This window comes from Dendrosporobacter sp. 1207_IL3150, assembly GCF_036763085.1.
Lineage (GTDB): Bacteria > Bacillota > Negativicutes > DSM-1736 > Dendrosporobacteraceae > JBAIYU01.
This window is the reverse complement of sequence record NZ_JBAIYU010000001.1, coordinates 1-15205: the sequence shown is the minus strand read 5'-3', so window position 1 is coordinate 15205 and position 15205 is coordinate 1. Positions and strand designations below refer to the sequence as shown.

The window sequence follows — 15205 nt, the reverse complement described above, 5'->3', positions numbered from 1 at the left end:
GGAGGGAAATAGATGGAACACGTTAGAGCACATGTTCTTATCTGTGCGGGTACCGGATGTGTATCTTCAGGTTCAAAAAAAGTATATGCGGCGTTATGTGAAAAGCTAACCCAAAAAGGCATGGATAAAGAAGTAAAAGTTATCGAAACAGGGTGTCATGGTTTTTGTGAGATGGGACCGCTGCTTGTTGTTTATCCTGAGGGTGTCTTTTACGTCCGAGTTCAGGAAAATGATATTGATGACATTGTCGAAGAACATTTATTTAAAGGGCGCATCGTAGAGCGTCTATTATATAAAGAACCCGTTTCGTTAGAAAAGATTCCTAATTATAGTGATATAAGTTTCTACAAAAAACAAATGCGTATGGTCCTTGCTAATTGCGGTCATATTGACCCAGAGAACATCCATGAGTATATTGCTGTAGGTGGTTATGAAGCATTAGCAAGAGCCTTAGGTGAAATGACGCCTGAGTCGGTAGTTGATGAAGTGAAAAAATCCGGCCTTCGCGGCAGAGGCGGCGGAGGTTTTTCAAGTGGTACTAAATGGGGTTTTACTCGTAATGCTGCTGGGGACAAGAAGTATGTAGTATGTAATGCCGACGAGGGTGATCCAGGTGCGTTTATGGACCGAAGTGTTCTTGAAGGAGACCCGCACCGAGTAATTGAGGGAATGGCAGTATGCGGTTATGCGATCGGTGCAGATGAAGGATACATCTATGTACGAGCTGAATATCCGCTGGCGATAAAAAGACTAAGAATTGCCATCCAGCAAGCGGAGGATTTAGGCTTATTGGGTGACAATATCTTTGGTTCCGGTTTTAATTTCCGTATCAAGATTAAAGAGGGTGCAGGTGCATTTGTCTGCGGCGAAGAAACAGCGCTGCTAGCCTCAATAGAGGGGCGTCGCGGCATGCCTAGACCTAGGCCGCCATTTCCCGCTGTGTCAGGATTATGGGGTAAGCCTACTAATATAAATAATGTTGAAACCTTTGCTAATGTTCCGCAGATTATTACTAAGGGTGCAGATTGGTATTCATCTATCGGTACGGAACGCAGTAAAGGCACTAAAGTTTTTGCACTAACAGGAAAAATCAATCATACCGGTTTAGCTGAGGTGCCGATGGGCATTTCTATGCGCGAAATAATTTATGATATCGGCGGCGGCATACCCGACGGTAAAAAATTCAAAGCTGTTCAAATCGGCGGTCCTTCGGGCGGGTGTTTGCCAGAACATTTACTTGATCTGCCGGTAGACTATGATTCCTTAATTGAAGTTGGAGCTATGATGGGATCAGGCGGGTTAGTTGTTATGGACGAAACTACCTGTATGGTCGATGTAGCAAAATTTTTCCTTAACTTTACTCAATCAGAATCGTGCGGAAAATGTACGCCCTGCCGAGAAGGTACAAAAAGAATGCTGGAGATTTTAACTCGTATTACTGACGGTAATGGGCGGCAGGGTGATATTGCACTCTTAGAAGACATGGCTAAAAATATTAAGACAACTGCCTTATGTGGTTTGGGCCAAACTGCGCCAAACCCTGTCTTAAGTACCATTAAATATTTCCGTCATGAGTATGAAGCTCATATTAATGATAAAAAGTGTCCGGCTGGAGCTTGTACAAAGCTCGCAGTATTTTCAATAACCGATAGTTGTAAAGGCTGCAGCTTATGTAAAAAGGCGTGCCCAGTTGCCGCAATTAGCGGTGAAATTAAAGCAAAACATACAATTGATACCATTAAATGTATTAAATGCGGTGCTTGTATGGCCAAGTGTCCATTCAAGTCGATTATTAACGGGTAACCGGGGAGAGTGATACAAAATGGAAATGGTGAATGTAACTATAGATGGTCAAAAACTTCAGGTGCCCAAAACAGCTACCGTATTAGAAGCGGCACGTATTGCAGGGGTAAAAATACCGACTCTTTGTTATCACCCGGAACTTAGACCTGAAGGTAACTGTAGGGTTTGTATGGTAGCGGTGGCGGGAGCCCGTTCGTTAGTTGCTTCCTGTGTATATCCCGTAAATGATGGAATGGTTGTTAATACCAATACAGCAGATGTGAGAGAAGCTCGTAAGACAGTAGTTGAATTATTGCTGGCAAATCATCCTCAGGATTGCCTATCATGTCAGCGTAATTTAAATTGTGAATTGCAGTCTATAGCAGGAGACTTGGGGATTCGTAAAGTACGATTTGATGGGGAAAGAAAAAATTATCCTATTGACGAAAATAACCCATCAATCGTACGCGATCAAAGTAAATGCATTTTATGTGGACGATGTATCAGGGCCTGCAGCGAACGTCAAGGAGTCCATGTATACAGTTTTGCTAATCGGGGTTTTGATACGGTAGTAGTACCTGCATTTAATCAAGGCCTTCATGAAGTAGCATGTACTTATTGCGGACAATGTGCTAGTGTTTGTCCAACAGCTGCCATAGTAGTTAAAGATGATACCCAAAAAGTGTGGCACGAGCTAAGCAACCCTGGTAAACATGTTGTTGTACAAACTGCGCCAGCGGTCCGTGTAGCATTGGGGGAAGCTCTTGGTCTTGAGCCAGGGGCAATAGTAACCGGCAAGATGGTAGCTGCGCTGCGAAGACTAGGTTTCAGCAAAGTCTTTGATACTAATTTTGCAGCAGATGTAACAATTATGGAAGAAGGAGCAGAACTTCTTGATCGCCTAGAGCACGGAGGCAAACTTCCAATGATTACATCCTGCAGTCCAGGATGGGTTAATTTTGCCGAACTTGTTTATCCAGAGTTGTTAGATCATCTTTCAACAGCTAAATCACCACAACAAATGTTCGGGGCACTCGTTAAGACTTACTATGCCGAAAAAACTGACGTAAATCCTCAAGATATAGTCTCAGTCTCCATTATGCCGTGTACAGCTAAAAAAGCTGAGGCTGCTAGATCTGAAATGAACTCTAGCGGATTGCAGGATGTAGATTATGTGTTGACGACCCAAGAACTTGCAGCTATGATACGGCAAGCGGGAATAGATTTTAATACGCTGTCTAATGAGGAATATGATGCACCTATGGGAATAGCTACTGGTGCAGGGGTAATTTTTGGTGCAACAGGCGGAGTAATGGAGGCAGCTTTACGTACAGTTGCAGAAATCGCTACAGGTAAGGAGCTTGAATGTATCGAGTTTCACGGTGTTCGCGGGCTGCAAGGGGTCAAAGAGGCCGAAGTAAAGATTGGTGAAACGGTTGTAAAAGTCGCTGTAGCCCATTCTTTAGCAAATGCACGGCTAATATTGGATAAGATCAAGAAAGGCGACTGTGACTACCACTTCATAGAGATTATGGCCTGCCCGGGAGGTTGTATCGGTGGTGGCGGACAGCCTGTCTCTTCTTGTGCCGATATTCGTCAAAAACGCATTAATTCTATTTATGAATGCGATAAATGTTCTCAGCTGCGGAAATCTCATCATAACCCAGCCGTTACAGAACTGTATGAGAACTGGCTAGGTAAGTCGATGGGAGAAAAAGCTCATAAATTGCTGCATACGCATTACCACCCCCAAAACCGCTGTTAAGTTGAAACAAAAGCTTTCGCTGCGGCGAGAGCTTTTGTTTTTCTGTTAAAATAAATATTTCATTCAATCTCCATTCTGTTCGAAACTGTCACTTGTGTGATTTGGTGAACTGTGTAAGAAAAAGAATTTTGCTTAAAGAGTGAATAAATTTATTTATTTACGGAAATATATTAAAAAAATAGCGAAATACAAGGCGCGGTGGCAGGATTTTACGATATAGTTTCGAATATTTTAAGGGTTGACATTATTTACTGTTTACTGCTACTTTTGTTTGAGGAGGCTTGGCAGTTGAAAGACCATATCGTCATTTCAAAGGCTACCATTGACCGCCTGCCGCTATACTTTCGTACCTTACGCTTAGGCCAAGAAGAGGGGATTGAAATAATATCTTCTGAAGAACTAGGACAGCGATTGGGTGTTACACCTGAACAAATACGCAAAGACCTAGCATCTTTTGGTCAGTTCGGAAAAAAAGGTGTCGGCTATTATGTGCGTGAGTTAATACGAAATATTGGTGAGATACTAGGGCTGCACTATAACTGGAATATTGCTGTTGTTGGCATTGGCCATCTCGGGTCTGCTTTGGCAAACTACCAAAACTTTAGTTCATTAGGTTTTAATTTAGTTGCGATGTTTGATTCTGATCCCGAAGTTATTGGGAAGAGCATTAATGGTGTAGAAGTCGTTGATATTGAAAAATTGGGTGAAATAGTCAAGGAACGTAATGTACATATTGGCGTCATTGCTGTCCCAGCTGTCTTCGCGCAGACTGTAGCTGATAAACTAGTAACTGCAGGAGTTTCTGGAATCTGGAATTTTGCTCCAATAAAAATAAATGTTCCAGAAAATATTCGAGTGGTGAATGAAGACTTGTCGGTCGGTTTGAGTAGCTTATCTTACCATCTTTCTCGAAAAATGTTGAAAAACAATGATCAATCTTAAATTTCCCAATTCCAAAGCAGGAATTTGTAATTTTATCTAGAAAATACCTTAAGGTGATTGAACAAAATTTCACAACCGACAATGAAGCAGGGGTTATTAGCTTGAATAAAAAATTGATCAAAAACTAAAGTTATAACAGTACCGTCAATTGGCGGATAGGCCATTGACGGTACTGCTATGCAATAAATACCTTGTTGGTGCTTAAATTGTATTTTTGGTAGCAATTATTTATAGTTTTACTTTTTGCACCAATAGCTCCGATGTGAGGTGAAAGTTATCGATCAATAGAGTAAGGGGTATGAAAAATTTTTTATTTGGCGAATTGGCTAACCTTTTCGTTGATCTAGCAAGGAGGAAAAAGTTCTAATGATTGACATTCGTGACCGCGTGCGTTGTAAAGCGCTACATGACAAAATTGTTAGTGCCGAAGAAGCTGCTGCATTTATTAAACCTGGAATGAACATTGGTGCCAGCGGATTTACGCCAGCAGGATATCCTAAAGCCGTTCCTTTAGCTTTGGCTGAGAGAATGAAAAAAGATCCTTTCAAAATTAACCTTTGGACTGGTGCATCGGTTGGTAAAGAGTTAGATGGTGCGCTTGCAGAGGTAGGCGGTATTCATAAGCGTATGCCGTATCAAACTAATACTGAGTTAAGAAACTCTCTTAACAACGGTCAAGTAGAGTATTTTGATCTTCATCTTAGTGAATCAGCTCAATTAACACGTTATGGCTTTTTGGGCGGTAAAGTAGATGTCGCTATAGTTGAAGCATGTGCTATTACTGAAGAAGGACATATCGTACCTACTACTTCAATGGGAAATACTGCTTCATTCGTACAAAGTGCTGACATTGTTATCGTTGAGGTAAATACTTCTCAGCCTCTAGAACTTGAAGGAATGCATGACGTATATGTACCATTAGATCCACCTCATCGTCAGCCAATACCTATCGTAAAAGTCAATGATCGTATCGGTACACCGTATATTCCTTGCGGTCCTGATAAGATTAAATATATTGTTCCATGTGATATCAGTGATGACGTTCGTCCTTTTGGACCAATAGATGACAATTCGCAAAAAATGTCTGAACTTATCATTGACTTCTTTAAAAGCGAAATTAAAGCAGGTCGCTTGCCGAAGAATATGCTTCCATTGCAATCCGGTGTTGGCTCTGTAGCTAACGCAGTTATTACCGGATTCGTAAACTCAGACTTTACTGATCTTGAAGTTTACACAGAAGTTATTCAAGATGGTATGTTAGATTTGGCTGATGCAGGAAAACTTAAATTTGCATCAGGTACTTCCTTCTCACCATCACCAGACGGTCTTGCTAGACTTTACCAAAATATTGGTGAGTATCGTACAAAAATGATGCTTCGCCCGCAAGAAATTGCAAACAGCCCAGAAATTGCACGTCGTATTGGTATCATTGCGATGAATACTGCAATTGAATTTGATATCTATGGTCATGTTAACTCTACTCATGTTATGGGAACTAAAATGATGAATGGTATCGGCGGTTCAGGTGACTTTGCCCGTAATGCATACTTGACGTGCTTCTTCAGTACTTCAACTGCTAAAAATGGCGCAATATCCTCAATCGTACCAATGTGTTCACATATTGACCATACAGAGCATGACACTGATATATTTGTTACAGAAATGGGTCTGGCTGACGTCCGTGGCTTAAGTCCAAGGGAGCGGGCCCGTGTAATTATCAACAATTGTGCACATCCAGATTACAAACCTATGTTGCTTGATTATTTAGAAAGAGCAGAAAAAGCTACTAAGAAGGCTCATACGCCGCATCTTGTTGACGAAGCTCTTTCCTGGCATGCTAGATTCCTGGAAACAGGCACAATGAAGAAATAAGTAAAGGAGGAATTTCTAAATGAGCAATGAAAACTTAAAAGCCAAAGTGGCAGAGTACAATGCTAAAGTAGAAAAAGCAGCAGCTAAATTCCCAGAACGCAAAAATCTTCCAGAGCAAAGAATTTATACTCCGGTGGATGTTGAAGGTTTAGATTACGATCGTGATCTTGGTCTACCAGGTTCCTATCCATTCACTCGTGGTGTACAACCTACTATGTACCGTGGTCGTTTCTGGACCATGCGTATGTATGCTGGTTTCTCTACTGCTGAAGAATCCAACAAACGTTATCGTTACCTAATCGAGTCAGGTGCGACAGGACTTTCTTGCGCATTCGACCTTCCAACACAAATCGGTTATGACTCAGATGACGCTATCTCAACAGGTGAAGTAGGTAAAGTTGGTGTTGCTATCGACTCCTTGGCTGATATGGAGATTCTATTCGACCAAATCGACCTTGGAAAAGTATCAACCTCAATGACTATCAATGCTCCTGCTTCTGTACTTTTAGCAATGTATATTGCTGTTGCTGAGAAGCAAGGCGTTTCTGCTGATAAATTAAACGGTACTATTCAAAATGATATTCTTAAGGAATACGCTGCACGCGGTACATACATATTCCCGCCTAAGCCTTCCATGCGTTTGATCACTAATATCTTTGAATATTGCTCCAAGAACGTTCCTAACTGGAATACAATTTCAATATCCGGTTACCACATTCGTGAAGCTGGTTCAACTGCATCTCAAGAGATCGCTTTCACAATTGCTGATGGTATCGCTTATTGCGACGCAGCTATCAAAGCTGGTCTTAAAATTGACGATTTTGCAGGACGTCTGTCCTTCTTCTGGAACGCTCACAACAACGTACTTGAAGAAGTAGCTAAGTTCCGTGCTTCCCGTCGTGTATGGGCGAAAGTAATGAAGGAGCGTTTTGGTGCAACTAATCCTAAATCTTGGATGTTGCGCGTTCACACTCAAACTGCTGGCTCAATGCTGACTGCACAACAACCTGAAAACAACGTTGTACGTGTAGCGCTTCAAACTGCAGCTGCTGTTATGGGTGGAACTCAATCCCTTCACACTAACTCTAAAGATGAAGCGTTGGCTCTGCCAACTGAAGATTCAGTACGCGTTGCGCTTCGTACTCAACAAATCGTTGCTTACGAAAGCGGCTTAGCTGATATCGTTGATCCACTAGGCGGCTCCTACTATGTAGAAGCTCTTACTGATCAAATCGAAAAAGAAGCTTGGGAATACATCAAGAAAATTGATGAAATCGGCGGCGCTGTTACTGCGATTGAAAAAGGATATATCCAAAAAGAAATCCAAGACAGTGCTTACAAATGGCAAATGGAAGTTGAAAAAGGCGACCGCGTTATCGTTGGCGTTAACAAATTCCAAATCGAAGAAAAACCAGTTGAAGGTCTTCTCCGTGTTGACGCTTCAGTTGGCGAACTTCAAAAGAAAAAACTTGCTGATCTTAGAGCGAAACGCGACAATGGCGCAGTTCAAGATAAGCTTGCTGCCCTTGAAAAAGCTTGCCAAGATGAAAGCGTTAACCTTATGCCATTAATTCTTGATGCCGTTAAAGCATATGCAACACTTGGCGAAATCTGCGGCGTAATGCGTAAAGTATTCGGTGAATACGAAGCGCATGTAAATCTATAATTGCGAGAGTTGGAGGGACAACACGATGGAAAAACGTATTAGAGTATTAGTAGCAAAACCCGGTCTTGATGGTCATGACCGCGGCGCCAAAGTCGTAGCCCGCGCTCTTCGCGATGCAGGCTTCGAAGTTATCTACACTGGCCTTCGCCAAACCCCAGAACAAATTGCTGAGGCAGCTCTGCAAGAAGATGTTAATGTTGTAGCACTTAGCCTTTTATCTGGTGCTCATCCTCACCTTTTCCCACGTGTAGTTGAATTGGTTAAAGGTAAAGGCATGACTGATGTACTTTTCGTTGGCGGCGGCGTAATTCCTGATGCTGATATTCCTGCACTTAAAGATGCTGGTATCGCAGAAGTATTTACACCTGGTACACCAACCAGTGCAATTGTTGAATTTATCAACGCTAACGTGAAATAATATAGTGAATTGTGGCTTATGTTGCCCTTATCTGATAAGGGCAACATATGTCATAAGGTGGTGCAACCGAATGGATATAGCAAATGAATTGCTGGCTGGTTCAAGGCTGGCATTGTCTCGTGCTATTACAGCTGTTGAAAATGAGTACGACACAGCTGTCGGCATCATGCAAAAACTTTATCCACATACTGGGCGAGCTCATGTTATTGGAATAACCGGTCCTCCAGGGGCTGGTAAAAGTACATTAACAGATAAGCTTGCTAAGGAATATCGCCGTCAAGGAAAGACTGTTGGAATTGTGGCCGTTGATCCGACGAGCCCGTTTTCCGGCGGAGCAATTCTTGGTGACCGTATCCGGATGAATGAACTTACGCTAGACGAAGGAGTATTTATCCGCAGTATGGGAACAAGGGGCAGCTTAGGGGGATTATCCCGCAAAACTGCCGAAACAGTGAAAATTCTGGATGCATCAGGCAAAGATGTAATCTTTATCGAGACAGTAGGAGTTGGGCAGTCCGAGGTAGATATCGTCAAAGCGGCTGATACTACACTGGTAGTTCTAGTACCTGGTCTTGGTGATGATATCCAGGCGATTAAAGCTGGTGTTCTAGAAATCGGCGATGTCTTTGCAATAAACAAAGCAGATCGCGATGGTGTAGACCGCCTGAATATTGAACTGGAAATGATGCTTGATCTGAATCAGGATATGGTTGATTGGCGTCCGCCAATTAAACGCACTGTTGCTAGTCAAAATCAAGGAATAAATGAACTTGTTGCGACACTTGAGGAACATATTAAACACCTCGAAGAAACTGGGAAACTGGCTCTTCGTCGGAAGCAGCGGACTAAAAATGAGCTATTGGCTATGATTGAGGAACAGCTTGGACGTTATATATTACGTAATATTAATGAATCAGGCCAGTTTGAGCAACTAGTAACATCAGTCCAGCAGCGCCAAAGAGATCCTTATAGTGTAGTTAACGAAATACTTAAGGATAGACTTAAGTAATTAACATTGATTTTAACACTAATAAACATAGATAGATAATGGAAAAAGGAGGGTATACTAATGTTTAAAGTAACTAAAGTTGACCACATAGGTATTGCTGTTAAAGACTTAGAACAAGCTAAAAAATTCTACACTGAAGTGCTTGGTATGGAAGTACAAGGCGAAGAAGTGGTAGAACAGCAAAAAGTAAAAGTTTGCTTCATTCCAAGCGGTGACAGCGAAGTTGAACTCTTAGAGTCTACTTCACCAGATGGTCCTATCGCTAAGTTCATCGAGAAAAATGGCGAAGGTATCCAACACATTGCTTTAAGAGTGGACAATATCGAAGCTGCTTTAGCTGACCTAAAAGCAAAAGGCGTACGCTTGATTGACGAAACCCCACGCTACGGCGCTGGCGGAGCTAGTATAGCTTTTGTTCATCCAAAAGCTACTGGCGGTATTTTGCTCGAATTATCAGAGCGTAAATAAGCGTCCGGTATATTCAGTGATCTTGTAGGAGGTATAAGATGGCTACTGTCCAGGAAAAAATTCAGGACCTTAAATCCAAGCAAGAAAAAATCAAGCTTGGTGGCGGTGCGAAGCGTATTGAAAAACAACATGCTTCAGGTAAATATACCGCCCGTGAGCGTATTGAAAAGTTCTTCGATGCTAATACATTTGTAGAACTTGATCAATTCGTTTCCCACCGTTGTGTAAACTTCGGTATGAATGAAAAAGAACTTCCAGGTGAAGGCGTTGTTACAGGCTACGGTACAGTTAATGGCCGTCTTGTATATGCGTTTGCTCAAGACTTTACAGTTGAGGGCGGTTCACTAGGCGAAATGCATGCTGCTAAAATTTGCAAAGTTTTAGATTTAGCAATGAAAATGGGTGCACCAGTTATCGGTATTAACGATTCTGGCGGAGCTCGTATTCAAGAAGCAGTTGATGCATTAGCGGGCTATGGTAAAATCTTCTATAAGAATACTTTAGCTTCAGGCGTTATCCCGCAAATTTCCGTAATCATGGGACCTTGCGCGGGTGGTGCGGTTTACTCTCCAGCATTAACTGACTTCATTTACATGGTTAAGAACACCAGCCAAATGTTTATTACAGGTCCAGCTGTTATTAAGTCTGTTACTGCAGAAGAAGTTACTGCAGAACAACTTGGTGGCGCAATGACTCATAATAGCGTTTCCGGTGTAGCTCAATTCGCTGCTGAAAATGAAGATGACTGCATAGAGCAAATTCGTTACCTGCTTAGCTTCTTGCCAAGCAATAACCTAGAAGACGCTCCAGTTGTTGAAACAGGCGATTGCCCTAACCGTATGGATGAAGAGCTTAATACGCTGCTTCCTGATAACCCTAACATGCCTTATGACATGAAAGACGTTATTAAAATGGTTGTCGATAATGGCGAATTCTATGAAGTACTTGAGCACTATGCACGTAATATTATTACTTGCTTTGCTCGTTTCGATGGACAGTCTGTTGGTATTATTGCTAACCAACCAGCTGTAATGGCTGGCTGCTTAGATATCAATGCTTCTGACAAGTCTTCACGCTTCATTCGCTTCTGTGATGCTTTCAATATTCCAATCGTAAACCTTGTAGACGTACCAGGTTTCTTACCAGGTACTGACCAAGAATACGGCGGTATTATTCGTCACGGTGCAAAAATGCTTTATGCATACTCTGAGGCTACAGTACCAAAAATTACTGTAATTACTCGTAAAGCTTACGGCGGTTCCTATCTTGCAATGTGCTCACAAGATCTTGGTGCGGATCAAGTATTGGCTTGGCCAACTGCTGAAATCGCGGTTATGGGTCCTGCAGGTGCTGCTAACATCATCTTCAAGAAAGATCCTGATGTTGATGCTAAAACTGCTAAGTACATTGAGGAATTTGCGACTCCATACAAAGCAGCTGAGCGCGGTTTTGTTGATATCGTAATCGAACCAAAGGAAACTAGACCTCGCATTATCACCGCCTTGAATATGCTGGCTAGCAAGCGTGAAGCTCGCCCAGCTAAGAAACATGGCAATATTCCGCTATAAGGAAAGGTGAAAAATATGAAAATAGATGCTAAAGGCGTTAGTCCTGAAATAGTAGCTGCAATTGCTGCAGCTGTAACAGCTATGATGGGTACAGGTGCTCTGGCTTTAAAAATTAAGCCTAGCACAGTTTGGGCTATGACTGGCCGTCAAAAATTAATGAATTCTCATTAATTTTTGACAAGAAACATTTCGTACATTTAGCTGCATAATTTTATAGAATTGTTGGTAGAAGCTGCTTACTAGAATTAAGTAGTTCTGCTTTCGAAAAATTATGCTGCAATACATTTAATAAAAGTGATGGAGGAATAAAGGACATGAAAAAGTTTAACATTAAAGTTAATGGTGCCGCTTTTGAGGTTGAAGTTGAAGAAGTAAAAGCTGCTGTTGCTGCTCCTGCTGCTAAGCCTGCTGCTGCTGCTGCTCCTGCTGCTAAGCCAGCAGCTCCAGCTGCTGCTGCTCCAGCTCCTGCTGTTGTTGGTGCTGGCGATACTCCTGTAAATGCTCCAATGCCTGGCAAAATCGTAAAGGTTGTTGCTGAAGCTGGCAAGCCTATCAAAAAAGGCGACATCGTTCTAATTCTTGAAGCTATGAAAATGCAAAACGAAATCAGCGCTCCTGCTGATGGAACACTTAAGTCCATCAACGTAGCTGCTGGTCAAAGCGTAAAACCAGGCGAAGTTATGGCTGTTATCGGCTAATATATCTGCCTTAAAAGAGTACGGTTAATCTTAACCGTACTCTTTTATTTTGCTAATGGAAATTTTTATTGACTTTCCTGTTTATTTTATATAAACTATATTAGTAATTGCATACTTAGTATTTTTCGGAGGAGTCTGCCACCCGCAGGCTCTTTTTTGCTTTTTTAGGGTTATACTAAGAAAATAGCATACCGAAAATTAATATGTGTGAGGTGTATCATGGATAATTTAGCTATTTTGGCAAGTGTAATATTTTTATTAACCTATGTTTTTATCGTGACAGAAAAATTCCACCGGACTGTAGTTGCTATGATCGGTGGTATCATGATGGTACTACTCAAGGTTGTGGATCAAGAAGCAGCATTACATCATATTGACTTTAATACCTTAGGCTTGCTTATTGGTATGATGATAATTGTTTCAATAACTGGTGAGACTGGGCTTTTCAACTATATAGCAATATGGTCAGCGAAAAAAGCAAAAGCTGATCCAGTAAGAATTCTTATCTATCTAGCAATAATAACTGCTGTTTTTTCTGCTTTCTTGGACAACGTTACAACCGTTTTATTGATGGTTCCTGTTACCTTAAGTCTGACGCAGCAGCTTCAGGTTGATCCAATTCCTTATCTAATCACTCAAATTATTACTTCAAATATTGGCGGGACAGCTACCTTAATCGGTGATCCGCCTAACATTATGATCGGAAGTGCAGTAAAAGAGTTGACTTTTATAGCATTTATTGAAAACCTTGCTTTTATATCAACAGTTATACTGATTGTAACGGTTGGGGTACTAACCCTTGTATATAGAAATCGTTTAAAAACTACTGATGTTCTCAAAAAAAAGTTAATGAAGTTAGACGAAAATGCCGAAATCAAAGATACGAAAATGCTAAAAAAGTGCCTGACAGTCTTGTTTATTACGATTATAGGATTTTTTATGCATCAAGTATTGCATATTGAATCCGCAGCAATAGCTTTGGGCGGGGCATTCTTGTTACTACTGATATCCGGTCAAGATCATAACTTTGTTGAGCATGCTTTAGACAAGGTTGAATGGGCTACGATCTTCTTTTTTATTGGTCTATTTGTTGCTGTTTCAGGGCTTATTGAGACTGGTATTATCGGACAAATGGCTCAAAAAGCTATTGCCTTAACTGGTGGTGATTTGACCAAAACTTCAATATTAGTCCTTTGGATGAGTGCTATACTGTCTGCTTTCCTAGATAATATACCTTTTGTTGCGACAATGATACCGATGATTTACGACATGGGTAACTTAGGAATAACCAATTTGGAACCTATATGGTGGAGTCTTGCTTTGGGAGCTTGCTTAGGCGGAAATGGTAGTATTATCGGAGCTAGTGCAAATTTAATAGTAGCTGGTATGGCCGAAGAGCGTGGGCATCACATTTCATTCGTAAGATTTTTCAAGATTGGATTTCCAGTCATGCTTATGTCTGTTGCAATAGCAACTGTGTATGTTTATTTTAAGTATTTAGTATAGTAAATTTAAATTTTATTATTTGCAATGATTGTTTTGGGAGGAGATAAAAAACATGGAAAACAAAGCTCTTTTAGCCATAACATTATTTGTTCTGGCATATTCAGTAATTGTTTCGGAAAAGGTCCATCGAACAATTATTGCCTTAGCAGGCGGCATCTTAATGGTGGTGTTAGGCGTAGTAAGCCAGGAACAGGCAATCCATCACATTGACTTCAACACAATTGGATTATTAGTAGGTATGATGATTATAGTCAATATTACTAGTGAGACGGGGCTCTTCAGATTTTTGGCTATTTGGTCAGCTAAAAAAGTTAATGGTGACCCAGTAAAGCTATTAGTGGTTCTAAGTACAATAACAGCAGTTTGTTCTGCCTTATTGGATAATGTTACGACTGTGCTCCTGACAGTGCCAGTAACGATTAGTATTGCAAAGCAATTAAAAGTAAAGCCTATTCCTTATCTTATTGCTCAAATTATTTCATCGAATATTGGCGGTACGGCTACGTTAGTTGGTGATCCGCCAAATATAATGATTGGCAGTGCCGTTAAAGAACTAACCTTTATGGCCTTTGTCAATAATTTAGCTGTCATTTCAATACTGATATATATCATTACGATTTTTATCCTTGTCTTAATTTATCGTAAGAAGCTTGTGACGACAGACGAACTTAAAGCTCAAATTATGCAGCTTGACGAACTGAAGCAAATTACCAATACAAAACTATTAAAGAAATGCTTGTTCGTTTTAACATTAACTATTGGTATGTTTACGACCCATCAAATGCTTCATCTTGAATCAGCGACAGTAGCTGTATTTGGTGCTAGTATTTTATTAGTACTGGCTTATCATAATAATGAGCACGAACTCGAGCATGTTTTCCGTAAAATTGAATGGACGGCAATATTCTTTTTTGTCGGCTTATTTATGCTAGTTTCTGGACTTGTTGAAACAGGTGTAATTTCACTTATGGCTCAGAAGGCAATCGAGTTTACTGCAGGAAATTTAACTGCTACTTCGATGTTAATATTATGGATGAGTGCTATCGCATCAGCCTTTGTTGATAATATCCCCTTTGTTGCAACCATGATACCTATGATAAAAGAGATGAGCAAAATGGGTATTACAAACCTAGAACCGCTCTGGTGGAGTCTTGCTTTAGGGGCATGTCTAGGAGGAAATGGTACCTTAATTGGTGCCAGTGCAAATGTCGTTGTTGCAAGTATGGCGGCTCAAGAAGGATATCCAATATCATTTATGAGATATCTAAAACTTGCTTTTCCATTAATGATTCTTTCTATCGTAATTTCAAGTGTATATATCTATTTCCGCTATTTAGTTTAATAGAAAATATCAAAAACGCTTCGACGGCAGTCGAAAGCGTTTTTTTTATTGCGTAAGCGAATACCACATGCTATGCATGTGGTTCCAAAAAGCTTATAGCTATGCGTCGAAAAAAACAGCCTCCTTTGTTAGAATAAATGCAGGTTTGCCGACCGCATAATCTGAACAA

13 protein-coding genes are annotated in these 15205 nt (G+C 40.9%); all 13 read left to right on the top strand.

All coding sequences use genetic code 11. The annotated features are described in order from the left end of the window. Positions 1–12: 12 nt before the first annotated feature. Positions 13–1803: an NADH-quinone oxidoreductase subunit NuoF gene (gene nuoF / locus V6C17_RS00065; protein WP_333520520.1), complete on the top strand. Its 1791-nt coding sequence runs from the start codon at positions 13–15 to the stop codon at positions 1801–1803. Positions 1804–1822: 19 nt separating this feature from the next. Continuing rightward, on the top strand, positions 1823–3547 hold the full coding sequence (locus tag V6C17_RS00060) for an NADH-dependent [FeFe] hydrogenase, group A6 (RefSeq protein ID WP_333520519.1): 1725 nt from the start codon (positions 1823–1825) through the stop codon (positions 3545–3547). Between the two features lie 288 nt (positions 3548–3835). Then, a complete protein-coding gene (locus V6C17_RS00055; protein ID WP_333520518.1) occupies positions 3836–4489 on the top strand; it encodes a redox-sensing transcriptional repressor Rex in 654 nt (217 codons plus the stop codon). Between the two features lie 366 nt (positions 4490–4855). Beyond that, on the top strand, positions 4856–6361 hold the full coding sequence (locus V6C17_RS00050; protein ID WP_333520517.1) for an acetyl-CoA hydrolase/transferase family protein: 1506 nt from the start codon (positions 4856–4858) through the stop codon (positions 6359–6361). A 19-nt stretch (positions 6362–6380) separates the two neighbouring features. Continuing rightward, entirely contained in the window at positions 6381–8027 is a 1647-nt protein-coding gene (locus V6C17_RS00045) for an acyl-CoA mutase large subunit family protein (RefSeq protein ID WP_333520516.1), read from the top strand. A 25-nt stretch (positions 8028–8052) separates the two neighbouring features. Continuing rightward, positions 8053–8445 carry a cobalamin B12-binding domain-containing protein gene (locus V6C17_RS00040; protein ID WP_333520515.1) on the top strand — a complete coding sequence of 131 codons (393 nt, stop codon included), beginning with the start codon at positions 8053–8055 and terminating at the stop codon, positions 8443–8445. Between the two features lie 70 nt (positions 8446–8515). Beyond that, positions 8516–9454 (top strand): methylmalonyl Co-A mutase-associated GTPase MeaB, encoded by a 939-nt coding sequence (meaB, locus tag V6C17_RS00035; protein WP_333520514.1) that lies wholly within the window; start codon positions 8516–8518, stop codon positions 9452–9454. Between the two features lie 60 nt (positions 9455–9514). Further along, positions 9515–9922: a methylmalonyl-CoA epimerase gene (gene mce / locus V6C17_RS00030; RefSeq protein WP_333520513.1), complete on the top strand. Its 408-nt coding sequence runs from the start codon at positions 9515–9517 to the stop codon at positions 9920–9922. 38 nt (positions 9923–9960) lie between these two features. After that, complete coding sequence (gene mmdA / locus V6C17_RS00025; RefSeq protein ID WP_333520512.1) at positions 9961–11490, top strand: methylmalonyl-CoA decarboxylase subunit alpha; 1530 nt, start codon at positions 9961–9963, stop codon at positions 11488–11490. Positions 11491–11505: 15 nt separating this feature from the next. Further along, positions 11506–11661, top strand: a complete 156-nt coding sequence (locus V6C17_RS00020) for a methylmalonyl-CoA carboxyltransferase (RefSeq protein ID WP_333520511.1) — start codon at positions 11506–11508, stop codon at positions 11659–11661. A 143-nt stretch (positions 11662–11804) separates the two neighbouring features. Further along, on the top strand, positions 11805–12188 hold the full coding sequence (locus V6C17_RS00015; RefSeq protein ID WP_333520510.1) for a biotin/lipoyl-containing protein: 384 nt from the start codon (positions 11805–11807) through the stop codon (positions 12186–12188). 219 nt (positions 12189–12407) lie between these two features. Then, entirely contained in the window at positions 12408–13694 is a 1287-nt protein-coding gene (locus V6C17_RS00010) for an ArsB/NhaD family transporter (protein ID WP_333520509.1), read from the top strand. A 52-nt stretch (positions 13695–13746) separates the two neighbouring features. Beyond that, a complete protein-coding gene (locus tag V6C17_RS00005; RefSeq protein WP_333520508.1) occupies positions 13747–15036 on the top strand; it encodes an ArsB/NhaD family transporter in 1290 nt (429 codons plus the stop codon). The last annotated feature ends 169 nt before the right edge of the window (positions 15037–15205 follow it).

What these genes read in the sequence shown, in the direction of transcription:
- nuoF (WP_333520520.1), top strand. Translation starts at nt 13, where the DNA reads ATGGAACACGTTAGAGCACATGTTCTTATCTGTGCGGGTACCGGATGT.
- V6C17_RS00060 (WP_333520519.1), top strand. Translation starts at nt 1,823, where the DNA reads ATGGAAATGGTGAATGTAACTATAGATGGTCAAAAACTTCAGGTGCCC.
- V6C17_RS00050 (WP_333520517.1), top strand. Translation starts at nt 4,856, where the DNA reads ATGATTGACATTCGTGACCGCGTGCGTTGTAAAGCGCTACATGACAAA.
- V6C17_RS00045 (WP_333520516.1), top strand. Translation starts at nt 6,381, where the DNA reads ATGAGCAATGAAAACTTAAAAGCCAAAGTGGCAGAGTACAATGCTAAA.
- V6C17_RS00040 (WP_333520515.1), top strand. Translation starts at nt 8,053, where the DNA reads ATGGAAAAACGTATTAGAGTATTAGTAGCAAAACCCGGTCTTGATGGT.
- meaB (WP_333520514.1), top strand. Translation starts at nt 8,516, where the DNA reads ATGGATATAGCAAATGAATTGCTGGCTGGTTCAAGGCTGGCATTGTCT.
- mce (WP_333520513.1), top strand. Translation starts at nt 9,515, where the DNA reads ATGTTTAAAGTAACTAAAGTTGACCACATAGGTATTGCTGTTAAAGAC.
- mmdA (WP_333520512.1), top strand. Translation starts at nt 9,961, where the DNA reads ATGGCTACTGTCCAGGAAAAAATTCAGGACCTTAAATCCAAGCAAGAA.
- V6C17_RS00020 (WP_333520511.1), top strand. Translation starts at nt 11,506, where the DNA reads ATGAAAATAGATGCTAAAGGCGTTAGTCCTGAAATAGTAGCTGCAATT.
- V6C17_RS00015 (WP_333520510.1), top strand. Translation starts at nt 11,805, where the DNA reads ATGAAAAAGTTTAACATTAAAGTTAATGGTGCCGCTTTTGAGGTTGAA.
- V6C17_RS00010 (WP_333520509.1), top strand. Translation starts at nt 12,408, where the DNA reads ATGGATAATTTAGCTATTTTGGCAAGTGTAATATTTTTATTAACCTAT.
- V6C17_RS00005 (WP_333520508.1), top strand. Translation starts at nt 13,747, where the DNA reads ATGGAAAACAAAGCTCTTTTAGCCATAACATTATTTGTTCTGGCATAT.